Origin of the sequence: Streptomyces sp. NPDC051776 (assembly GCF_040681345.1) — a bacterium.
In the GTDB taxonomy this organism is placed as follows: domain Bacteria; phylum Actinomycetota; class Actinomycetes; order Streptomycetales; family Streptomycetaceae; genus Streptomyces.
Window position 1 is genome coordinate 1 of the sequence record NZ_JBFAYQ010000047.1, and the last position, 21206, is coordinate 21206.

18 protein-coding genes, 3 pseudogenes and 1 riboswitch are annotated in these 21206 nt (G+C 71.6%); of the genes and pseudogenes, 8 read left to right on the top strand and 13 right to left on the bottom strand.

Translation table 11 applies throughout. The features are described from left to right. The coding region (locus tag AB0M26_RS26655; RefSeq protein ID WP_365264746.1) for a steroid 3-ketoacyl-CoA thiolase at positions 1–933 on the top strand (933 nt) is incomplete at its 5' end. Here AB0M26_RS26655 and AB0M26_RS26660 read toward each other — a convergent pair. The 3 genes and pseudogenes from AB0M26_RS26660 to AB0M26_RS26670 all read right to left on the bottom strand — a co-directional run. Then, positions 930–1148: pseudogene (locus tag AB0M26_RS26660) on the bottom strand (IS630 family transposase); the annotation flags it as partial. The gene AB0M26_RS26655 and the pseudogene AB0M26_RS26660 overlap by 4 nt on opposite strands. 136 nt (positions 1149–1284) lie before the next feature. Beyond that, positions 1285–2094 (bottom strand): ABC transporter permease, encoded by an 810-nt coding sequence (locus AB0M26_RS26665; protein WP_365264748.1) that lies wholly within the window; start codon positions 2092–2094, stop codon positions 1285–1287. A 103-nt stretch (positions 2095–2197) separates the two neighbouring features. Beyond that, positions 2198–2398, bottom strand: a complete 201-nt coding sequence (locus tag AB0M26_RS26670) for a hypothetical protein (protein ID WP_365264825.1) — start codon at positions 2396–2398, stop codon at positions 2198–2200. A 132-nt stretch (positions 2399–2530) separates the two neighbouring features. On the opposite strand from AB0M26_RS26670, the gene AB0M26_RS26675 reads away from it, so the two are divergent. Next, complete coding sequence (locus AB0M26_RS26675; protein ID WP_365264750.1) at positions 2531–2929, top strand: VOC family protein; 399 nt, start codon at positions 2531–2533, stop codon at positions 2927–2929. 397 nt (positions 2930–3326) lie between these two features. On the opposite strand, the gene AB0M26_RS26680 is transcribed toward AB0M26_RS26675, so the two are convergent. The 6 genes from AB0M26_RS26680 to AB0M26_RS26705 form a co-directional block, all read right to left on the bottom strand. Then, entirely contained in the window at positions 3327–4259 is a 933-nt protein-coding gene (locus tag AB0M26_RS26680) for an ECF transporter S component (protein WP_365264752.1), read from the bottom strand. Continuing rightward, complete coding sequence (locus AB0M26_RS26685) at positions 4256–5911, bottom strand: ATP-binding cassette domain-containing protein (RefSeq protein ID WP_365264754.1); 1656 nt, start codon at positions 5909–5911, stop codon at positions 4256–4258. Before AB0M26_RS26685 ends, AB0M26_RS26680 begins: the two co-directional genes overlap by 4 nt. Further along, a complete protein-coding gene (locus AB0M26_RS26690; protein ID WP_365264756.1) occupies positions 5908–7263 on the bottom strand; it encodes a CbiQ family ECF transporter T component in 1356 nt (451 codons plus the stop codon). The genes AB0M26_RS26685 and AB0M26_RS26690 overlap by 4 nt, the downstream gene beginning before the upstream one ends. Then, positions 7260–7931 (bottom strand): SCO2322 family protein, encoded by a 672-nt coding sequence (locus tag AB0M26_RS26695; protein ID WP_365264817.1) that lies wholly within the window; start codon positions 7929–7931, stop codon positions 7260–7262. Before AB0M26_RS26695 ends, AB0M26_RS26690 begins: the two co-directional genes overlap by 4 nt. A gap of 101 nt (positions 7932–8032) precedes the next feature. Beyond that, positions 8033–9271, bottom strand: coding sequence for a prenyltransferase/squalene oxidase repeat-containing protein (locus tag AB0M26_RS26700; RefSeq protein ID WP_365264819.1), 1239 nt, complete (start codon positions 9269–9271; stop codon positions 8033–8035). 259 nt (positions 9272–9530) lie between these two features. Beyond that, positions 9531–9677: riboswitch (cobalamin riboswitch) on the bottom strand. Between the two features lie 111 nt (positions 9678–9788). Beyond that, positions 9789–10871 (bottom strand): MBL fold metallo-hydrolase, encoded by a 1083-nt coding sequence (locus AB0M26_RS26705; protein ID WP_365264758.1) that lies wholly within the window; start codon positions 10869–10871, stop codon positions 9789–9791. A 525-nt stretch (positions 10872–11396) separates the two neighbouring features. Between AB0M26_RS26705 and AB0M26_RS26710 the strand changes: the two genes are divergently transcribed. Continuing rightward, positions 11397–12860: an aldehyde dehydrogenase gene (locus AB0M26_RS26710; protein WP_365264760.1), complete on the top strand. Its 1464-nt coding sequence runs from the start codon at positions 11397–11399 to the stop codon at positions 12858–12860. Next, a complete protein-coding gene (locus AB0M26_RS26715; RefSeq protein ID WP_365264762.1) occupies positions 12860–13096 on the top strand; it encodes a ferredoxin in 237 nt (78 codons plus the stop codon). Before AB0M26_RS26710 ends, AB0M26_RS26715 begins: the two co-directional genes overlap by 1 nt. 368 nt (positions 13097–13464) lie before the next feature. Here the strand turns inward: AB0M26_RS26715 and AB0M26_RS26720 are convergent, their stop codons facing one another. Then, a complete protein-coding gene (locus AB0M26_RS26720) occupies positions 13465–14070 on the bottom strand; it encodes a TetR family transcriptional regulator (protein WP_365264764.1) in 606 nt (201 codons plus the stop codon). A 279-nt stretch (positions 14071–14349) separates the two neighbouring features. Here AB0M26_RS26720 and AB0M26_RS26725 point away from each other — a divergent pair, with 279 nt between their 5' ends. From AB0M26_RS26725 to AB0M26_RS26735, 3 genes and pseudogenes are all read left to right on the top strand, one after another. Beyond that, complete coding sequence (locus tag AB0M26_RS26725; RefSeq protein ID WP_365264821.1) at positions 14350–15633, top strand: glycosyltransferase family 4 protein; 1284 nt, start codon at positions 14350–14352, stop codon at positions 15631–15633. 43 nt (positions 15634–15676) lie between these two features. Continuing rightward, positions 15677–16441 (top strand): annotated as a pseudogene (locus tag AB0M26_RS26730) (methyltransferase domain-containing protein); the annotation flags it as partial. Beyond that, positions 16438–17505 (top strand): prenyltransferase, encoded by a 1068-nt coding sequence (locus tag AB0M26_RS26735; RefSeq protein ID WP_365264766.1) that lies wholly within the window; start codon positions 16438–16440, stop codon positions 17503–17505. The pseudogene AB0M26_RS26730 and the gene AB0M26_RS26735, both read left to right, overlap by 4 nt. Before the next feature lie 141 nt (positions 17506–17646). Here the strand turns inward: AB0M26_RS26735 and AB0M26_RS26740 are convergent, their stop codons facing one another. Beyond that, positions 17647–17934 (bottom strand): hypothetical protein, encoded by a 288-nt coding sequence (locus AB0M26_RS26740; RefSeq protein WP_365264768.1) that lies wholly within the window; start codon positions 17932–17934, stop codon positions 17647–17649. Positions 17935–18006: 72 nt separating this feature from the next. Here AB0M26_RS26740 and AB0M26_RS26745 point away from each other — a divergent pair. After that, a pseudogene (locus AB0M26_RS26745) lies at positions 18007–18797 on the top strand (maleylpyruvate isomerase family mycothiol-dependent enzyme). Between the two features lie 206 nt (positions 18798–19003). On the opposite strand, the gene AB0M26_RS26750 reads toward AB0M26_RS26745, so the two are convergent. Both AB0M26_RS26750 and AB0M26_RS26755 read right to left on the bottom strand, forming a co-directional pair. After that, positions 19004–20029 (bottom strand): LLM class F420-dependent oxidoreductase, encoded by a 1026-nt coding sequence (locus AB0M26_RS26750; protein ID WP_365264769.1) that lies wholly within the window; start codon positions 20027–20029, stop codon positions 19004–19006. A 199-nt stretch (positions 20030–20228) separates the two neighbouring features. Continuing rightward, positions 20229–21029 carry a hypothetical protein gene (locus AB0M26_RS26755; protein ID WP_365264771.1) on the bottom strand — a complete coding sequence of 267 codons (801 nt, stop codon included), beginning with the start codon at positions 21027–21029 and terminating at the stop codon, positions 20229–20231. Positions 21030–21206 lie beyond the last annotated feature (177 nt).

Genomic DNA, 21206 nt, shown 5'->3' on the forward strand with positions numbered 1-21206 from the left:
ACGCCCGCGACGACGGTCGACTGCCAGTGCGGCTCCTCGCAGCAGGCCAACCACATGGTGGCCAACATGATCGCGGCCGGTGTCATCGACATCGGCATCGGCTGCGGTGTGGAGGCGATGACGCGGGTGCCGCTCGGCAGCGGCTCCAAGCACGGGCCGGGGAAGCCGTTCCCGGATGAGTGGAACGTCGACCTGCCCAACCAGTTCGAGGCGGCCGAGCGGATCGCGCGCCACCGCGGCCTGTCCCGCGAACGCGTCGACTCCCTCGGGCTGCTCTCCCAGGAACGGGCCGCGCAGGCCTGGGCCGAGGAACGTTTCAAACGTGAGACGTATGCGGTGCAGGTGCCCACGACCGAGGCGGAGCAGGCGGCGGGGCAGGGCATGTGGCGCCTGGTCCACCAGGACGAGGGGCTGCGCGACACCAGCATGGAGGCGCTGGCCCGGCTGAAGCCGATCATGCCGACAGCCGTGCACACGGCGGGCAATTCCTCGCAGATCTCGGACGGGGCCGCGGCCGTGATGTGGGCGTCCAAGCGGATGGCGAGGGCTCTGAAGCTCAAGCCGCGGGCCCGTATCGTGGCTCAGGCGCTCGTCGGAGCCGACCCGCACTTCCACCTCGACGGGCCCATCGACGCGACGAGGGCCGTGCTCGGCAAGGCGGGGATGACGCTCGCGGACATCGATCTCGTCGAGATCAACGAGGCGTTCGCGTCGGTCGTGCTGTCGTGGGCGCAGGTCTTCGACCAGGACCTGGAGAAGGTCAATGTGAACGGCGGGGCCATCGCACTCGGCCACCCCGTGGGCGCGACGGGCGCCCGGCTCATCACCACGGCGCTGCACGAACTCGAGCGGGCGGACAAGGAGTTCGCGCTCGTCACCATGTGTGCGGGCGGCGCGCTGGCGACGGGGACGATCATTCAGCGGCTGGGCTAGGCTTCCGAGACGGGAACTCCGTTCGGATGGCCGGCGAGCCGTTCGACATGCGCTCGTCCGCGGTCTTCTCGTCCGCGGTCTTCGTCCGGACGCAGGGCTTGGGGATCGGTGTTCCATGCGGCGATCCAGCTGCGGATGTCTTCCTCCAGTGCTTGGGCTCTCTAGTGGACGCCTCGCCGTATCTGCTTGTTCGTCAGCTCGGCGAACCACCGCTCGGTGCTCGGCGCCGAGTGCAGACCCGGTCAAGCTCATGGTCATGCCGAACCGTGCGGCGGCCTGGAGCTGCGCGGCCTTGAAGTCGGCGCCCGTGACCGCCGCCGGGTGGTTGACACAGCGGGCTCCGTGGAGTGGTCAACGCTCGCGTTCCTGCCACCGGAAAGTGATCGCTGTCAAGCCGGTCAGGACCGCACTGGTCAAAAGCAGCAGCCCGCTGCTGTAGAGGGTGGAATACTGCGCAGGCAGCCCGGTGAGCGTGTGCCTCAGCAGGTCTCCCATGTAGGTGAACGGAAGGAACTCGGCCGCCTCTGCGATGGGGGAGGGGAACAGTGTTACCGGTAGCAGGACGCCGCTGAGTATGAGCACGACGGGAACGGCGAGGCCGAGCACCGGAGTCACCAGCTCCGGCGAGGCGAACAGACCGCCCAGGAAGTAGCCCAGTGCGGTGAGTGTGAGGCAGCACAGCAGCAACGTCCACAGCAGCAACGTCCACAGCAGCAACGTCCACAGCAGCAACGTCCACAGCAGCAGGACGGGATGGCTTGTGTTCAGTGCGCCGCCTGCAGATGCCATTGCTCCGACCAGCACCAGCTCGGCGCCCACGACTACGGCGCGTGCGGGTACCAGCGCGGTGACGAAGGCCAGTCGTGTCACTGGTGTGAGGCCGACGGCGCGCAGTACCCCGCGCTGCCGCAGCACTGTCAGCGGTACCGCCGTCCCGGTCGTGGCGAGCGAAGTCATGGCCAGCAGGAGCACCGCCGGAAGCCCGAAGACGAGACTGTCGACCGGAGCAGCGCCCGGTGCGGGAGCGACGTCGGGTAGGAAGGTGAACAGCAGGATGAAGCCGAGCGGGAAGACGATCGACATACCGATGTTCACCGGGTCGCGGGCGAGTTCGCGCGCACTGGTCAGGGAAAGCTGGCGAAAGGAGGCGAGGTTGGGCATCAGTCTTCCTCTTCCTGCTCGCGTCCGGTCAGAGCGATGAATACGTCATGGAGAGAGCCGGGGCGAATCTGCATCGTTGTCGTTGATACCTGGCCCAGTTGGTTCATGTGCTGTGCTGTGCTGTGCTGTGCTCGGCTTCGGCGGTCAGTAGCCGGATCTCGTAGTTGCTGCCGCGTCTCACCCTCGCCGTCCGGGGCAATTCGCCTACTGGCGGGGGAAGGCGGGGGATGCGGCCGGGGCCGCGGCGGCGTTCGCGGAGCTTCTCGCCGACCGGGTGCGGGTGCTGGGCGATGACCACCCCCACACCCTCACCACCCGGCACGGTCTTGCCTACTGGCGGGGGAGGCAGGAACCTCAAATTCCACGATCTCGACACCGAACCCCTTGAGCACATCGTGACCCGGTGGCTCAGGCCCGATGCACCGGAGAGCACCCCATGAAGATCCACCTGTCCAGCGTCTTCGTCGACGACCAGGCCAAGGCCCTGCGTTTCTACACGGAGATGCTGGGCTTCTTGAAGAAGACCGACGTACCGGTGGGCGAGGACAGGTGGCTGACCGTCGTCTCGCCGGAGGATCCCGACGGGACCGAACTGCTGTTGGAGCCCGACGGCCATCCCGCGGTGAAGCCGTACAAGGCGGCGCTGGTCGAGGACGGCATCCCGGCCGCCTCCTTCGCCGTGGAGGACGTACACGCGGAGTTCGACCGGATGCGCGGGCTCGGAGTGCACTTCACGCAGGAGCCGCTGGAGATGGGCCCGGACACCACCGCCGTTCTGGACGACACGTGCGGCAACCTGATCCAGATCGTGCACAGTGCGCAAAGGCCCTCGTAGAAGCGCCACTTGCGATCCCTTGTGCGAGGTCGGAAGAAGACGCGGCAGAAGCGCTGCCTGCTCTGCTCGATGAGCACACCGAGGGTGCCGTGGTCTCGGCGGCGGACCGGGGGACGGGCCGTGGGCGGGAATGTGGTCATCCGCTCCGTCCACGGCAGCGCAGCCGACCGTGCGTCGGGGGCCCGTCTGTCACACGAATTCGCTCCCCGGCCGGGTAGCGGTGAGCCATGAACGCAACGTTCGCTCTCCCCCATTCGCTGGCAAAGATAGGGCGGCGATGGAAGCCCGCGAGTATTCGCTGACGACACGCCATGGTCGGGAAAGGACAAGAACTTGGACAGCCGATCCTGGTCATCGGAACCGCGGAAGGGAAGTGGTAGCGCGGTCGATCACGCCGTCAGTCCTGGCGGGGCGCCTCGGGCATTGCGGGCGGAGCCGGTTCGGTGAAGACCACCGGCACGTCGAACGCGGCGCGCCGCGTCGCCCGGCGCAGAGCCCCCAGCACAGCGGAGCCCAGGGTGAGCGTGGCGACCGCCGTCAGCACGGCCCGTCCCAGATCCCAGCCGAGCGAGGTGGCGGCGCAGTAGGCGGCGAAACGGACGAGGTTCTCGTGCACCGGATCGCCGGGGACGAACGAAATGCCCGACGACATACCGCTGATGTACGGCCAGCCCTGGAGGTTCATCGCAGTGCCGTAGAGGAAGGAGGCGGCGGCCCCGTACGCGGCGAGCAGGACGAGCTCGCCGCGACCGCGCAGCCACCGCGCTCCGGCGCCCGCGGGTCGTGCGCCCCCGGCGCCGGGGAGCAGTCCGGCGCCCATCGCCACCCAGCCCATCGCAAGCATCTGGAACGGCATCCACGGCCCGACTCCGCCGGTCAGCAGGGCCGAGGCGAACATGGTCACCGCGCCCAGCGCGAACCCGAAGCCGGGTCCCAGGACTCGCCCGCTGAGCACCATGAGGAAGAACATCGGCTCCAGTCCCGCGGTTCCTGCCCCCAGGGGACGCAACGCCGCCCCGGCCGCGGCCAGTACGCCCAGCATGGCGACGGCCTTGGAGTCGAGACCCCCGCCGTTCGCGGTGTCGCCGATCGTCGCGACGACGACGGCGACGAGCAGTGGGAGCAGTGCCGCGAACAGCCAGGGCGCGTCCTGGGCATGGGCGAGCCCGGATGAGCTGTCGGCCAGCAACGGCCATCCGAACGAGGCGACCCCGACGCCCGAGACGATGCAGAGCGCGAGGGCGGCGCGGGGGCCGAGGACGACGGGACGGCCCGCCCGGATGCCGGTATGGCGGCCGCCACGAGAGGAGTTGAGTGCCGGAGGACTCATGGTGCGGCCTCCAGGGCCGCGCGTACCTCGCCGACCGTCAGCCAGCGCTGCGGGCTGAGGATCTTCGTCACCTGCGGGGCGAATGCGGGGGAGGAGAGCACGACGTCGGCCGTCGGCCCGTCGGCGACCACGTCTCCGTCGGCCAGGATCACCACGCGATGGGCGAGTTCGGCAGCAAGCTCCACGTCGTGCGTCGCCAGGACGATGGCATGGCCCTCCGCCGCCAACCCGCGCAGGATCTCCACCAGCCGCGCCTTCGTCGCGTAGTCCAGCCCGCGCGTGGGTTCGTCCAGGAGGATCAGCGGCGGGCGGGCGGTGAGCACGATCGCCAGGGCCAGGGCGAGGCGCTGGCCCTCGGACAGATCGCGCGGGTGCGTCGAGTCCGGTACGTCGGGAAGCAGTTCGGCGACGAGCGCGCGGCAGGTGCCGCGTTCGGCCTTCGCGTCCTCATCGGCCGCGGCGCACTCGGCCGCGACCGTGTCCGCGTAGAGGAGGTCCCGCGGCTCCTGCGGTACCAGGGCGACACGGCTGATGAGATCCCGCGGGCTGCTCCGGTGCGGCGACAGGCCGCCGACGCGTACCGAACCGGCCGCCGGGGCGTGCAGACCCGTCAGCGTGCCCAGAAGTGTCGACTTGCCCGCGCCGTTGCGGCCCATGAGCGCCACCGTCTCACCGCGCCGCACCGTCAGGTCGGCGCGGCGCAACGCCTCAATTCTGCCCCGGCGTACGGACAGTCCGGAGGCGTCGACAGCGGGTCGGCCCCGGTCCGTACGACCCTCGCCGGTGTGTGCGCGGGTGGGTCTGCTCCCGCTCAACGAGGCGGCGGGCGGCATCTGCCCGGCCAGCCGTTCGCGCAGCGCCACCGCCTTGCGCCGTGCGTCGCGGACCGACAGCGGCAGAGGCGACCAGCCCGCCAGACGGCCGAGGGACACCACCGGAGGATGGACGGGGGAGACGGCCATGATCTCGGCCGGGTCGCCGGAGACCGGCGGCTCGCCGGGAGCGGACAGCAGCACCACCTGGTCCGCGTACTGAACGACGCGCTCCAGCCGATGCTCGGCCATCAGCACGGTCGTGCCGAGATCGTGCACGAGCCGCTGGAGCACGGCGAGGACTTCCTCGGCCGCGCCCGGGTCGAGCGCGGACGTCGGTTCGTCGAGGACGAGGACCCGCGGGTGCGGGGTGAGGACCGAGCCGATCGCGACCCGCTGCTGCTGGCCGCCGGAGAGCGAGGCGATGGGCCTCTCGCGCAGGTCGGCCAGGCCCAGCAGGTCGAGCGTCTCCTCGACACGGCGGCGCATCACATCGGGGGGCATGCCCAGGGACTCCATGCCGTAGGCGAGTTCGTCCTCGACGGTGTCGGTGACGAAGTGCGCGAGCGGGTCCTGCCCCACCATGCCCACGACGTCGGCCAGTTCGCGCGGCTTGTGCGTACGGGTGTCCCGGCCGGCCACGGTGACGCGGCCGTGCAGCGTACCGCCGGTGAAGTGCGGTACGAGGCCGTTGACGGTGCTCAGTAGTGTCGACTTGCCGACTCCGGACGGTCCGACGAGCAGGCACAGTTCGCCCTCGGGGACGGTGAGGTCGACGCCGTGGATCGCAGGGTCGGGCGCGCCGTCGTGGACGACGGACACCTGCTCGAACCGGATCATGTGGACTCGCCTTCTGCGGTACGGCCCTGGGCTGCGGTACGGCCCTGGGCTGCGATACGGGCTTGCGGTTCTCCGCCGTCGCCGGATGCTGTGCTTCGGGGTGATGTGCCGCCGTGGGGTGTTGTGCTGCCGTGGGGTGCTCTGCCGCTCCGCAGTGGCGTCGTGCCCGGCGGCCGGCCGGCCGCGCGATCCCGCTCCCCGTAGCGTGCCCGGACCCGCCGCGGCGGAGCCGGGGCGACGAACGCCGGCAGCAGTCCCAGCAGCACGCCCGCCGCCGGCCGCAGCGGGAGGAGAGGCGCGGTGAGCGGGACGACGGAGGGGTGGAGGGCGGCGAGGTCCACGGAGCCGTACCGGATCAGCACGGCCGCAACCGCAGCTCCCGACCCGGACACCAGCCACGCGCGCAGGTCCCAGCGGTCCGGCCGGTAGCGGGTGCGGACCGCGCGGCGGCCGCCGAGGCGCAGCCCGGCCAGCGCCGCGGCCACTCCGGCCAGCAGCACGGGCAGGCCGAAACCCGCTCCCTGCGCGGCCAGCAGACCGTAGGTCCCGGCGCACACCCCGAGCAGGCCGCCGAGCGTGAGCACGGTGGTGGTGTGCCGGACGGCGGGCGGGACCTGGGCCGTACGGCCGTAGCCCCGGGCGTCCATCGTGGCGGCCAGGGCGACCGACCGCTCCAACGCACCCTCCAGCACCGGCAGTCCGATCTGCAGCAGCGAGGTGAGTCCCTTGTCGGTACGGCCGCGGAGACGGCGGGCGGCACGTAGCCGCAGCACGTCGGAGACGAGGTTCGGCGCGAAGGTCATGGCGACGACGACGGCCACGCCCGCTTCGTACAGCGCGCCGGGAAGGGACTTGAGGAGCCGGGCCGGGTTGGCGAGGGCGTTCGCCGCACCGAGGCAGGCGAGCAGGGCGGCGAGCTTGAGGCCGTCGTACAGCGCGAAGACCACGCCCTCGGCGGTGACCCGGCCACCGATCCGCACACCCTGCGCCCAGCCGGGGAGCGGGACTTCGGGAAGGGTGATGAGCGTGATCGTTCCGGGCACCGGCGAGCCGAGGAACAGGGAGAAGACCAGGCGGATCGCGATCACGAGCACGCCGAGCCTGAGGAACGCCGAGTAGCTGCGCGCCCAGGGTGCGTCGGTGCGGCGGACGGACACCACGTACCCGGCGACGACGAGGAGCAGGCCGAGGAGCAGCGGATTGGTGGTCCGTGACGCGGCGGTCGCGAGTCCGAGGGCCCAGAGCCACCAGGCCCCGGCGTGCAGTGTGTTGCCGCGCGAGGCCACGGCAGGCCGGGGGCGCGCGGGCACGCGCGGGCGCTGCGGGCGTACGGGGAGGTGCCGGGCGTTCATCGGCGGCGGCGCGCCTGCCACAACGCCGCGGCGCCCAGGACGGCGACGGCCGCGGCTCCGGCGATCGGACCGATGGACGGCCCGCCGGCATCGGGCCGGTGGCGGGAGCGTTCGCTCCGCCCCTGCGCCTCGTCCGACTTCGCGTCGCCGTCCTGCTGCGCCCTGCCGTCCTGCCGCGTGCCGGATCCGTCCCCGGAGACCTGCTCGGCGCACCCCTTCTCCGGGTAGCCCGATATCGCGCAGAGGATGGCCGCGGAGTCGTAGCGCAACGGCTTCGCCACTGCGGCGAGCGCCTCCGCGGACGAGGCGTCCTCGGCGACCCGGGCGCACTCAGTGCGGCCCTGCGGCTGGGTCTCACCACCGGGTGCGTCGGTCGCCTTACCGAAGTCGAGGACGAAGGCGACGCGTTTTGAACCGGACTTGGCGGGCGTGTCCGAGCAGATCGCTGTGAACTCGGCCCGGCCGCGCGGCTTCGCGCCGTCCCCGGAGTTCTCGCTCACGGAGAAGCGGAAGCCCAGGACGTCACCGTCGTCGGGCCGCAGCGTGGCCGGGCCCTGGGTGGCGTACGTCCACCGTGCGCCGTCCCGCTCCCAGAACGACCAGTAGCGGTAGCCGTTCCCGGCGTGTGCGGTCCCGGCCCCGAGCGCGAGAAGGGCCGTCGTAGCGATGACGGCGGTGGCTGCGGTGGCGGCGGTGGCTGCGATGTCCGGGCAGGCCGCCGTGCGTCGTGCGCCCCGCGGCGGCCGTGCCCGTTGCCTGGTCCTCCCGGTCACGTCTTCTTGCGGCCGCTCATGAGGAAACCGATGCCGACGCCGGCGACCAGACCGACGCCGGTGATCCACCAGACGCTGTCGCTGACGCCGCCGTCGCCGGAGTCGCCTGACTGCCCACCGGGCGCGCCCTTCGCCGGCTGGGTGCCCTCCGGCTTCGGCCCGGTGGCGTTGAGCTGCCGGACGAGGTCGGTCCCGCCGAAGTCGTGCGGGTCGGCGCCCGCCGCGTGCGCGGCGAGGACGAGCGAGCCGAGCGCGGCCGGGTTGCCCTTGGCCCAGGCCGAGGAGTTCCGCTCCAGCCACCGCAGCGGGACCTCGGCCGCGTCCTTGTGGCCGCCGGCGGCCAGCGCCAGGGCGGCGTCCGTCGTGTTGGCGAAGTCGGGCGCGGGCGTCTCTGCGCCCGGGGCGAGCGCGGACAGATGGCCATTCTTCTTGAGGGCGGACGCCAGGTACGCGGCCGCGCCGCCGGCCGCCTCGTCCGGCTCCCGCGCGTCCTTGGAGTCCGTCTCGGCGCAGTCCAGCGCGGTGACGTCCTCGTTGTCGTCCTTGCCGAGCGGTTCAAGTGCCAGGCCCTTGCCGAGTCCGGCCAGGGCGGCGGCGGCCGTGGCATCGGCGTTGGCGGCCAACCGGCCCTTCTTGTCGGGCTGGTAGGCGAATGCGCCGCTTTCGACGCCCTTGGCGTCACAGCCGAGCTGGAACGACATCAGCGCGTCGTACGCCGACTTGCCCTTCGGGGACCTGACGTCCTCGGGCTTCTCACCCGCGGCGGCGAAAGCGCCGATCACCACGGACGTGGAGTTGGCGTCGCTCGGGCCGCCGGGGGCGTAAGCCCAGCCACCGTCCTCGTTCTGCTTCGACTTCAGCCAGTCCACGGCCTTGCCGACCTCGGCGCCGTGGCCGCCGAGCGCGGCCAGGGCCTGGGCGGCGATGGCGGTGGCGTTGCTGTCGACCGGTGTCTTCGCGTCGCACTTCGCGGCCGCGTCCGCCCGGTACGGGGCGAAACCCCCGGAGGGGCACTGCTGTCCGGCCAGCCAGTCGACGGCCTTCCGTGCCGGGGTGACACCCGCCGTGTCCTGCGCGAGGAGGGCGACGGACTGCCGCCATACACCGTCGTACGCCGGGTCCTTGGTGCCGTACAGACCGGACGGCAGCTTCGCCGTCGGCGAAGGCTTCGCCGACGGGTCGTCGGCGCGCGCTGCCGGTGCCGCGGCCAGGCAGAGCGCGGCGGAGGCGGCCAGCGCGGCGGCGCCCCGGTGGACGGCGGCACCTGTCGCGCCCCGGCGCGCGGTGCTGCGGCGGGCTCTCGACGGCCGGGCATCCCGGCTGCGGCGTATCTTCACGGACGGTGCCTTTCGGTGGGCGGGTGCGGGCAGCGGATCCGCTGCGCACCGCGGGGCGTGCGGGATCTCGCACGCGGCGGGGCACCGGGCTCCGGCTCCGTATTCCTCGACAGTGCCGGTCACCGGCCGTGGCCGCGGGGCGCGCCACGTACGGTGACGTGAGCCGTTCACATCCGGCAGGGCGTTCCGACTCGCCGCCGTCGGAGGCGGCTCACGGTTGCGGGTCAGTGCCGGATTTGCACCAGCTTTCCCCTGTGGGATGCGATATCGACGCGCATACTCTACCGGCCTTCCGCAAGCCCTTCGAGGGAGGTCGTCCGAGGTCCGGGGACTGTTCCGCCCGTATCCACCCGTATCGCTCGTACGCCCGCGGGGGCGCGCGGGCCGGTGATGGGCAGACTCCCGCCATCCGGCGTCAAACCGCCTGATAGGTCATCGGGTCGCTGCCGGGTACGGGCTCGGCACGGCCCTGCTTCACGAGGCGCCGGAGATGGGCCGCGGCCTCGGAGACGGCGATGTTCCGGGAGCCGAAGGGGATCTGCTCCCAGGGGCGGTTCCACTCCATCCGCTCGGTGAGTTCCCAGAGCGTGAGGGGACGTTCGGTGAGCAGCGCGAGGAGGTCGGTCAGTCGGCTCTCGTGGTGCGTCAGCAACTCCCGTACGCGGGCGGGCGCGTCGGTGAACGCGTGCTGGTGGGCGGGCAGCACCTCGGCCGGGGCGAGGCGGTCGATACGCATCAGGGAGTCGAGGTAGTCGCCCAGGGGGTCGTCCCGGTCGGCGCCGGCGAGAGGACTGGCGCCGGAATCGGCGTCCGGGTCCTCGTACAGGCCGATGTGCGGGGTGATCTCGGGGAGCAGGTGATCGCCGGAGAACAGACGGCCGTTGCCCACCCGCCCGGCCGCCGGATGGGCCTCCTCCAGGTGCAGGCACACATGCCCCGGGGTGTGTCCGGGTGTCCAGATCGCTCGCAGCCGACGGCCCGGCAGATCGAGCAACTCGCCCGGGACGATGTCCCGGTCGGGCAGGGCGGCGCGGTTGCTTGGCAGCGCGCGCGCCTTCCCGGAGGCGCGCGCCTTCCGCAGTGGCGCAAGGTGCTCCTCGGGGGCGCCGGCGGCGGCGAGCCGGGCGGTCAGGTAGTCGAGCCAGGCGGCCGGTTCGGCGGCGCGGGTGCGCCGTACGACCTCGATGTCCGCGGCGTGCATGGCGATCCACGCACCGGACGCCTCGCGCACCTTCCCGGACAGACCGTGGTGGTCGGGGTGGTGGTGCGTGATGAGCACGCCGTGCAACTCCTCGACCGCCGTACCGCACGCGGCCAGGCCCGCGACGAGCGTGTCCCAGGCTTCCGGGTCGTCCCAGCCGGTGTCGACGAGGACGGGGCCGCGGTCGGTGTCGAGGAGATGGACGAGGGTGTGGCCCAGGGGATTGTCCGGAATGGGAACCGCGATGCTCCGGACGCCGCCGCCGTGATCCGTGACTACGGGTGTCCCCTGCGTCATGAAGTCCCCTCTCGCACATCGCACGACGCGGGCCCGCACGTGCGGGGATCACTATAACTAGAACCGGTTCCAATCTGCTGCCGCAATGGGCCTCTGGAGGAACCCTTGAGTCCCTCCCGGTCGCAGCGTCCGGCCGGGAGGGACCGCAAGCTCCACCGCCGGGACACCGGCCCGCCACCCGAGACCCCGGAGGACGCCCGGTGGTGCTTCACCGGCGTGCACGTGCAAGTCGGGAGAGCCGCTTGCGCCACTTCCGCAGGGCTCGCTGCTGCTCCCCGGCTGCTTCCGGCAACGGCCCGCCCGGTGACTTCCGTACGCCGGACCTGCCGCTTCCGGGGCGTGTTGGGCGGCCGCACCAGGCGAATGCCAACCGGCCGTCTCCATCGGTCGGTCGGCGGAAATGCAGGCCTGGGCGCGAAATCCCTGCTCGGGGCGTTTCGGTCCCCTCCGTGGACTCCTGGAACTGGAACTGGTATCAGTTCTGAAACGGTGTCAGAGAGGCCCGATCCGCGGGAGGCATGGGCGATGACCGACCTCATCGAGCACGGACAGCTCCACATCGGCGGGGAGTTGGTCGACCCGCTGGGCACGGACACCATCGAGGTGGTCTCACCGCACACCGAGCAGGTCATCGGGCGCGTACCGCATGCCTCCGCCGCCGATGTGAACCGGGCCGTCGAGACCGCCCGGGAGGCGTTCGACCACGGGCCCTGGCCGCGGGCGAGCCTGGAGGAGCGGATCGAGGTCGTCACGCGGATCAAGGACGCCATCGCCGTACGGCACGAGGAGATCGCCCGGGTCATCAGCGCGCAGAACGGCTCGCCGTACTCCTGGAGCGTCCTGGCCCAGGCGCTCGGCGCGATGATGGTGTGGGACACGGCCATCGCCGTGGCCAGGGGCGTCACCTTCGAGGAGCCGCGGCAGGGTGTGCTCGGGCCGATCCTCGTACGCCGCGAGCCCGTCGGTGTCGTCGCCGCCGTCGTGCCCTGGAACGTGCCGCAGTTCGTGGCCGCCGCCAAGCTCGCGCCCGCCTTGCTCGCCGGCTGCTCGGTGATCCTCAAGCCGTCGCCCGAGACACCGCTCGACGCCTATCTGCTCGCCGACATCGTGGCCGAAGCGGGCCTGCCCAAGGGCGTGTTGAGCATCCTTCCGGCCGGCCGCGAGGTCAGCGAGTACCTGGTCGGCCACCCCGGGGTCGACAAGGTGTCCTTCACCGGGTCGGTCGCGGCAGGTAAGCGGGTGATGGAGGTCGCCTCCCGCAATCTGACCCGGGTGACCCTCGAACTCGGCGGGAAATCCGCCGCGGTGATCCTGCCGGACGCCGATCTGGAGGCCGCGGTCGCGGGGATCGTCCCCAACGCCTGGATGAACAACGGACAGGCGTGCGTCGCCCAGACCCGTATCCTCGCGCCGCGCAGCCACTACGACGAGATCGCCGAGCGGTTCGCGACGGCGGCCGGGGCGCTGACCGTCGGGGACCCGCTCGACGCCGCGACCCAGGTCGGGCCGCTCGTGGCGCAGCGTCAGCAGAAGCGGTCGCTCGACTACATCCGGCTCGGGCAGGAGGAAGGCGCCAAGGTGCTGACGGGCGGCAGCCGTCCGGCGGGGCTGGAGCGCGGCTGGTACGTCGAGCCGACGCTCTTCGGCGGCGTCTCCAACTCCATGCGGATCGCCCGTGAGGAGATCTTCGGCCCCGTCATCTGCCTGCTGCCGTACGAGGACGAGGCGGAGGCCGTACGGATCGCGGGCGACTCCGACTACGGCCTGTCAGGGAGCGTCTGGACCTCGGACGTGGAGCACGGCATCGACATCGCCCGGCAGGTACGCACCGGCACGTACTCCGTCAACACCTTCAGCCTCGACATGCTGGGCCCCTTCGGCGGCTACAAGAACTCCGGTCTGGGGCGGGAGTTCGGGCCGGAGGGCTTCGCCGAGTACCTGGAGCACAAGATGATCCATCTGCCCGCCGGGCACGGAGGGGCGGGCTGATGGGGGACCGCTGGCGCGTCGAGGTGGACCGCTCCGTCTGCATCGGCTCCGGGCTCTGCGTGAGCAGCGCGCCCGGCGGCTTCCGGCTCGACTCGGCACGCCAGTCGCATCCGGCGGAGGCGGACACGGACGCGTCCGAAGCGCTGCTCGCGGCGGCCGAGGGGTGTCCGGTCGAGGCGATCGCGATCCGGCTCGCGGACTCGGGCGAGCCGGTCTTCCCGCCCGACGAAGGGTGACGTCCGGCCCTGACGCGGTACGGCGAGAGCGCCCGCGACCCCTGACCCCGTACGGTGCGGACGCAGGCTGCGCGCGGACCTGACCCGTACCGTACGGAGCCGCGTGGTGGCGGCCGGTGGCGGCGCATACGTCCGTCGCCTGCGGCCCGCGTCGAGTGTGCATCCACCCCGGCCCCGCTACCGCGCTCGCCCGGCTACCGCGGTCCGGCTAACGAGCTCCCGCTGCCCCGGCCCCGCTACCGGGCTCGCCCGGCTACCGCGGTCCGGCTAACGAAGTCCCGCTACCGCGGGCCCGCTACCGGGCTCGCCCGGCTACCGCGGTCCGGCTAACGAGGTCCGGCTACCGCGGTCCGGCTAACGAAGTCCCGCTACCGCGGTGCGGTGACGTCGATCAACCGGCAGACCGTCTCGATGTCGATCTTGACCTGAGCGATGGAGGCCCGCCCGGAGAGCCAGGTGATGAGTGCCGAGTGCCAGGTGTGCTCGATGACCCGGACCGCGGAGAGCTGTTCGGGCGTCGGCTGGCCCTCCAGCCCCATCGCGTCCAGGATGATCGCGGTGGTGAGCCGGGAGACCGTGTCCACCTCCGGGCTCACCGAGCGGTCGGCGAACGTCAGAGCGCGGACCATGGCATCCGCGAGGTGCGGTTCGCGCTGCATCGCGCGGAAGGCGCGCATCAGCGTCTGCGCCACCCGCGCCGAGGGCTCCTCCTGCGTCGGCGGTCGCTTGCGCAGCGTCTCGTGCAGATGCCCGAGCTGGTCCTGCATGGTGGCCACCAGCAGGTGCACCTTGGAGGGGAAGTAGCGGTAGAGCGTCCCGAGGGCGACGCTGGAGAGCTCAGCGACCTCGCGCATCTGCACGGCGTCGAAGCCGCCCCGGCTGGCGAGCTGCGCACTGGCGTGCAGGATCCGACGGCGGCGCGCCTCCTGGCGTTCTGTCAGGGGCGGGGAGGACGGCTTGGGTTCCGTGGTCATTTGTCCCATTCCGTGACTTCCGTATGGTTCGTCGTCGATTGCGGCGGGCGGGCTCCGGGCGGACAGCATGGCAGGGGGTGCGCCGTGGCGCGAATCACCTGCTCCGGACCTTCCGGGACGGCTACCTGCGGGTAGATTCGAAGCTCCTTGCGCGATCAAGTCTGAAACTTGTTCTACATTAACGCGAGCGGTTACGCTCCGGCGGAACTGGAGCTGAGAAGGGGGCCGAGAGTGACCGCTGAGGCCGTACGGGAAACCGCGCCTCGCCCCCCGGCCGGGCTGGAGCCGGGTCCGGCCGACCGCCCCCTGCGCATCGCGCTGCTGACCTACAAAGGGAACCCGTTCTGCGGGGGTCAGGGCGTCTACGTCCGCCACCTCTCACGGGAACTCGCCCGCCTCGGCCACTCGGTGGAGGTCATCGGCGCCCAGCCGTACCCGGTCCTGGACACCGGCGTCGCTCTCACCGAGCTGCCCAGTCTCGACCTCTACCGCCAGGCGGACCCGTTCCGCACACCGAAGCCCGGCGAATACCGCGACTGGATCGACGCGCTCGAGGTGGCCACCATGTGGACCGGCGGTTTCCCCGAACCCCTGACCTTCAGCCTCCGGGCCCGCCGCCATCTGGCCGCCCGCCGCGGCAGGTTCGACGTCGTCCACGACAACCAGACGCTCGGCTACGGGCTGCTGGGACTGGAACGGCTCGGATTCCCCCTGGTCACCACCATCCACCATCCGATCACCGTCGACCGGCAGTTGGACCTCGACGCGGCGCGCGGCTGGAAGCGCCGCTTCTCCGTCCGCCGCTGGTACGGCTTCACGCGCATGCAGAGGCGCGTGGCCCGCCGCCTGCCGTCGGTGCTGACCGTCTCCGGCTCCTCCCGCCAGGAGATCGTCGAGCATCTGGGAGTGCGCCAGGACCGTATCCACGTGGTCCACATCGGCGCCGACACCGATCTGTTCTCGCCGGATCCGGTCGTGCCCCGGATACCCGGCCGCATCGTCACCACCTCCTCCGCCGATGTACCGCTGAAGGGCCTGATCCATCTCATCGAGGCGCTGGCCAAGGTGCGCACGGAGAACCCGGACGCCCACCTCGTCGTGGTCGGCAAGCGGGCCGACGACGGACCCGTTGCCGCCGCGATCGAGCGCTACGGCCTCGCGGGCGCGGTCGAGTTCGTCAAGGGCATCAGCGACGCGGAACTGGTCGACCTGGTGCGCGGCGCCGAGATCTCCTGCGTCCCCTCGCTCTACGAAGGATTCTCGCTGCCCGCGGTCGAGGCCATGGCGACCGGCACCCCGCTGGTCGCCACCACCGGCGGCGCCATCCCCGAAGTCGCGGGCCGCGACGGCGAGAGCTGTCTGGCCGTACCGCCGGGCGACGCCGGAGCGCTGGCCGCCGCACTGGGCCGGCTGCTGAACGACGAGCCGCTGCGGCGCAGGCTCGGAGCAGCGGGCCGGGAGCGCGTCCTGGCCCGCTTCACCTGGCGGCAGGCCGCCATCGGCACGGCCGAGCGCTACCGCGAAGCCATCGCGACCCGATCCGCCCGCGCCCCCGTTCCGTAGCCACCGCACGCCACCTCCCCGCAGCCGCCAGAGAAAGCAGAAGGCATTGCTGACCGTAGACTTCACCCGCTTCCCGCTCGCCGCGGGCGACCGAGTGCTGGATCTGGGGTGCGGCGCCGGCCGTCACGCCTTCGAGTGCTACCGGCGCGGAGCGCGGGTCGTCGCGCTCGACCGCAACGCCGAGGAGATCCGCGAGGTCGCGAAGTGGTTCGCGGCCATGGAGGAGGCCGGTGAGGCACCCGCCGGTGCGGTCGCCACCGCCATGGAGGGCGACGCGCTCGCCCTGCCCTTCCCCGACGACAGTTTCGACGTCGTGATCATCTCCGAGGTCATGGAGCACATACCCGACGACAAGGGCGTGCTCGCCGAGATGGTGCGCGTCCTCAAGCCGGGCGGGCGAATCGCGGTGACCGTGCCGCGCTACGGTCCGGAGAAGATCTGCTGGGCGCTCTCCGACGCCTACCACGAGGTCGAGGGCGGCCACATCCGCATCTACCGCGCCGACGAACTGCTGCGGAAGATGCGCGAGGCGGGACTGCGCCCGTACGGCACGCACCACGCCCACGCCCTGCACTCGCCGTACTGGTGGCTCAAGTGCGCCTTCGGCGTGGACAACGACCAGGCACTGCCGGTGAAGGCGTACCACCGGCTCCTGGTCTGGGACATCATGAAGAAGCCCCTCGCCACCCGGGTCGCCGAAAGCGCGCTGAACCCGCTGATCGGCAAGAGCTTCGTGGCCTATGCGACCAAGCCCCACGCCCCCTCGCTCGGCGAGGAGTTCACCGAGGCCGCGGCGGCCGCCCAGTGACGTCACCGGGGCGCACGGAGCGGCTGGTCCTGCCCGGAGTGCTCACCGCGCAGGAGGCGGCGCAGACGGTCCAGGGCATCCGCGCGGGGCAGCGCGAGGACGGCGCCATACCGTGGTTCCGCGGGCACCACCTCGACCCGTGGGACCACGTCGAAGCGGCGATGGCCCTGGACGCGGCCGGGGAGCACGGGCGCGCCGAGGCCGCGTACCGGTGGCTGGCCCGACACCAGAACCGGGACGGCTCCTGGTATGCCGCGTACGCCGACGGGGCCGCGGACCGGCCCACCGACCGCGGCCGGGAGACCAACTTCGTCGCCTACATCGCCGTCGGCGTCTGGCACCACTATCTCTCCACCGGGGACGACGCCTTCCTCGACAGCATGTGGCCCACGGTCCGCGCGGCCCTGGAGTTCGTGCTCGAACTGCAACAACCCGGCGGGCAGATCGGCTGGAAGCGCGAGGACGACGGAACGCCCGTCACCGACGCGCTGCTCACCGGCTGCTCCTCGATCCACCAGGCGCTGCGCTGTGCCCTGGCCGTCGCCGAGCACCGCGAGGAGCCCCAGCCCGACTGGGAGCTGGCAGCCGGCTGGCTCGGCCATGCGATACGGCGCCACCCCGAGCGGTTCCTCGACAAGGACCGCTACTCGATGGACTGGTACTACCCGGTGCTCGGCGGGGCCGTCACCGGAGTACCGGCCAAAGAGCGCATCGAGGCGGACTGGGACCGATTCGTCGTCCCCGGTCTCGGTGTGCGCTGTGTCTCCGACCGGCCCTGGGTGACCGGCGGTGAAAGCGCCGAACTCGCCCTCGCGCTCTGGGCGATGGGCGAGTCGGACCGTGCTGTGGACGTTCTCCGCTGGATCCAGCACCTGCGCGCCGAGAACGGCATGTACTGGACCGGGTACGTCTTCGAGGACGATGCCGTGTGGCCGGAGGAGCTCACCACGTGGACGGCGGGTTCGCTGCTCCTCGCGGTGGCCGCGCTCGGTGGGGACGAGGCGACCACGGCGGTGTTCGGTGCCGAGCGGCTGCCGTCGGGACTGGAGCCGGACTGCTGCTGAGCGGGCGCAAGACCCCGATTGGTGCCGGACGTGCTCGCCGAGCGGTGCCGCTGGGCGGGATACGGGGACGGGGGACGAGGGCCGGTGCTCTCTTGCGGCGCCGGCGCGTCCGTACGCGGCGGTGAGCGGTCGCCTGCGCCGTCAGACGCGACGGAAGCGACCGGCCACGGCATGACCGATGAGCAGATAGACCACGGCGGGCAGCCCGTAGTTGAGCACCGTCCGCAGCCATTCGGCGTCCATGGTGAACAGGTCGTGCGACCAGCCGGCCAGCCAGCCGGCCGCATCCTGCACGAGGCTCACCAGGTCGTTGGACCGGTTGGCGTCGAGTAGGGACATGAGGATCCAGAGGCCGAGTATCACGGCGGCGACATCCGCGACGACCACGACGATCCTTGCAGCGGTGTTTCCTGAAGTACGTCTGGACATACATCCCGCCTTGCCGCAACCAGAGCCCGGAAACCCGCTTGCCTTTCGGTCATGTGTGCATATGGTGCCGCTATGACACTTTTGGGACATGACCGCTACTGCTCGGAAATCACCGTTCAGACGGGCTTGTTGAGGGACGCCGTCCGTGGCGCCGACCTGTCGGCGACCGTGCCCACCTGCCCCGACTGGACGCTGGGCGACCTGGCGCGCCATGTCGGAGGTGCCCACCGCTGGGCCGGGACGATCGTACGGACACGGGCGGCCGGTGACGTCCCGGAAGAGGAGGTTCCGGGCTTTTCCGGGCCGGACGGAGGCGACGCGTCCGCGCTGGACGCCTGGCTCGCCGAGGGCGCCGAACTGCTGGCCTCCGCGCTGAGGGAGGCCGGGCCCGATACCGCCGTGTGGACCTGGGCCCCCGAGCGTACGGCGGGTTTCTGGGCCCGGCGCATGACGCACGAGACGGTGGTCCACCGGGCGGACGCGGAGCGGACCGTGGACCGCCCGTTCGCGGTGGAACCGGACGTCGCGGCGGACGCCATCGACGAGTGGCTGGAGATCCTGAGCAACTTCCGCGCAACGGCGGAGGACCCCGCGCTCGCCGAGCTCCGCGGCACCGGCCGGAGCATCCACCTGCATGCCACGGACGCGCCCCCCGGTGTGGACGCCGAATGGTTCATCGAGTTCGGCCCCGGGGGCTTCACATGGCGGCGCGCACACGCCAAGGCGACGGTCGCGGTCCGCGGACCCCTCGCCGACGTACTGCGCGTGTTCTACCGGCGGTTGCCGGCGGAAGCGACCGCGTCGAGGTCCTGGGGGACGCGGCGTTGCTGCGCTTCTGGCTGGAGCGGGCGAGCTGGGACTGACGGCGGACCGCGGTTGACCGGGCGGGGCGCCGTTCCGGCCCGGCGGCCGTGGCGCTGCGGCCGACCGGGAGCCTCCTGGTGCTCGGGACCCCGATCTGTGGGAAGCGGGCATCGCACACTGGTCGGGGTCCGGCGGGTCCACCGGTAGACGGCGTTCCTCAAGCCGAATCTGCCTCAAGCCGAATCTGCCTCAAGCCGAATCTGCCTCAAGCCGAGGCTGCCCAGCCGTTCAGCTCCGCCAGCGTCCGGAGTGTCAGCGGGTCGGGAGCCGTCACCAGCAGGTCCGTGACCGGACCCTTGCGCCACAACTCCAGGCGTTCGGCAATACGTTGGCGTGGACCGACGAGGGAGATCTCGTCCGCGAACGCGTCCGGCACCGCCTCGATCGCCTCCTCCCGCCGACCCTCCAGGAAGAGCTGCTGAATGCGGCGCGCCTCCTCCTCGAAGCCCATACGCGCCATGAGATCCGCGTGGAAGTTGCGGGCGGCATGGCCCATTCCGCCGATGTAGAAGCCGAGCATCGCCTTCACGGGCAGCAGGCCCTCGGCCACGTCGTCGCACACCTGCGCCCGTGCCATGGGGGCGATCACGAACCCCTCACGCAACTCCGTCAGGGAGGCCTCGTAGACGTCGGTCCGCATCGGGGACCAGTACAGCGGGAGCCAGCCGTCGGCGATCCGGGCGGTCTGGGCGATGTTCCTCGGCCCCTCCGCGCCCAGCAGAACGGGCAGATCGGACCGGAGCGGGTGGGTGATCGGCTTCAGCGGTTTGCCCAGGCCCGTGGCCTCCGGTCCGGTGTACGGGTGGGGGTGGAAGCGCCCGTCCAGCTCCACCGGGCCCTCGCGGCGCAGGACCTGCCGGATCACCTCGACGTACTCGCGGGTCGCGGTGAGCGGGCTCTTGGGGAACGGCCGCCCGTACCAGCCCTCGACGACCTGCGGACCGGAGAGCCCGAGCCCCAGCATCATCCGTCCGCCGGAGAGGTGGTCGAGCGTCAGCGCGTGCATGGCCGTGGCGGTCGGAGTGCGGGCGGCCATCTGCGCCACCGCGGTGCCGAGCCGGATACGGGAGGTGCGGGCGGCGATCCACGCCAGGGGGGTGAACGCGTCCGACCCCCAGGCCTCGGCAGTCCAGACCGAGTCGTAGCCGAGCCGCTCGGCCTCGACGGCGAGTTCGACGTGCCCGGGGTCGGGGCCGCGTCCCCAGTAGCCGAGTGCGAGGCCGAGTCGCATGCCGTACCTCCCGGAAGCCGTTTTCCGCCCTCATTCCTGACGGAGCGTCAGAAGTGCCGAATCCACGGGGACTGTACGGGGCGGGCTCCGCCAAGGCAACGGCCCCCCCCGCCGCGAGTTCGAGGGCGAGGGGCCGCAGGTGCCGGGCCATTCTGGGCCGGGCCGGATGCTGGGCCGGGCACGGCCGGCACGGCCTGGTCTAGCCGCGCTGGATGCCCGTGGTGTCCTGGAGGACACCGCGACGGCCGTCCTGGGTCTGGGCGACGAGCGCCTGCCCGCGCTGGTCGACCGCGAGGTACCAGGTGCCGGGCGCCAGTTCGGCGATCGCCGTGGGCGAGCCGTCCTCCGCGTAGAGCGGGCGGGCCACGGGCACGGCGAACCAGAACGGTGCGAACTCACCACCGGGCTGGGGCGCTCCGGGCCCCGGCTGCGGCGCGGCCTGCTGCTGCCCGCCGTACGGCTGCTGGCCACCCGGCTGCGCGCCGTACGGGGTAGGGGCGCCGTGCTGCGCCGGGTAGCCGTATCCCGGGTTCGGGCCCGCGCCGTACGGGGAGGGGGCCTGCGGGCCGGGCGTGCCCAGCAGCGGGGCCTTGAGCGCCGGAAGCGTCTGGCTGAGCACCGCGCCCGCTGCGAGCGCGAGCGCGGCGATGAAGCCGAGGATCTGGCCGATGCCCTTGTCGAAGTCGAGCCCGCCGATCAGCGTCCACAGCGCGCTCCACGCCGCGAAGACGGCCAGCGCGGTGCCCCATTGGTCCAGGCCCAGACCGGCGAGCTTCTTCCCTGCGGGCTGGAACCGGGAGGCGACGATCAGGCCCGCCGCGATCAGACCCGCCAGAAAGATCGAGGGCAGCACGGGAAAGAGCTTGTCGTCCCAGCCGTTGGGAACCTCCCCGCAGTAAGCGCCGTCGCAGGAGTAGAAATCGAGGAACGAGGCGATGAAGAGCAACACCGCTGCTCCGATCGCCACGCCGTCGCCTCGAGTGAGGGAGCGGATATTCACGTCATGTCCTTAGTCGGTCTCGTCACGAGCTGTCGCTTCGCCGGAACGCGCGGGGCGTGGCGCGGGGGTGGCCCCCATCGTACGGATGAATCTAGCGCTCGGTTCCCGGGGGTGTCCTGCCGGTTACGGTGGTCCCGAGTCGTCCGGAGTCATGACGAGAGATCACGGATGATCGTG

Bases quoted from the DNA above. Each gene is read 5' to 3' on its own strand.
- AB0M26_RS26675 (WP_365264750.1), top strand. From the start codon at position 2,531: ATGAAGATCCACCTGTCCAGCGTCTTCGTCGACGACCAGGCCAAGGCC.
- AB0M26_RS26690 (WP_365264756.1), bottom strand. From the start codon at position 7,263: ATGAACGCCCGGCACCTCCCCGTACGCCCGCAGCGCCCGCGCGTGCCC.
- AB0M26_RS26710 (WP_365264760.1), top strand. From the start codon at position 11,397: ATGACCGACCTCATCGAGCACGGACAGCTCCACATCGGCGGGGAGTTG.
- AB0M26_RS26665 (WP_365264748.1), bottom strand. From the start codon at position 2,094: ATGCCCAACCTCGCCTCCTTTCGCCAGCTTTCCCTGACCAGTGCGCGC.
- AB0M26_RS26750 (WP_365264769.1), bottom strand. From the start codon at position 20,029: ATGCGACTCGGCCTCGCACTCGGCTACTGGGGACGCGGCCCCGACCCC.
- AB0M26_RS26740 (WP_365264768.1), bottom strand. From the start codon at position 17,934: ATGTCCAGACGTACTTCAGGAAACACCGCTGCAAGGATCGTCGTGGTC.
- AB0M26_RS26720 (WP_365264764.1), bottom strand. From the start codon at position 14,070: ATGACCACGGAACCCAAGCCGTCCTCCCCGCCCCTGACAGAACGCCAG.
- AB0M26_RS26685 (WP_365264754.1), bottom strand. From the start codon at position 5,911: ATGATCCGGTTCGAGCAGGTGTCCGTCGTCCACGACGGCGCGCCCGAC.
- AB0M26_RS26680 (WP_365264752.1), bottom strand. From the start codon at position 4,259: ATGAGTCCTCCGGCACTCAACTCCTCTCGTGGCGGCCGCCATACCGGC.
- AB0M26_RS26715 (WP_365264762.1), top strand. From the start codon at position 12,860: ATGGGGGACCGCTGGCGCGTCGAGGTGGACCGCTCCGTCTGCATCGGC.
- AB0M26_RS26705 (WP_365264758.1), bottom strand. From the start codon at position 10,871: ATGACGCAGGGGACACCCGTAGTCACGGATCACGGCGGCGGCGTCCGG.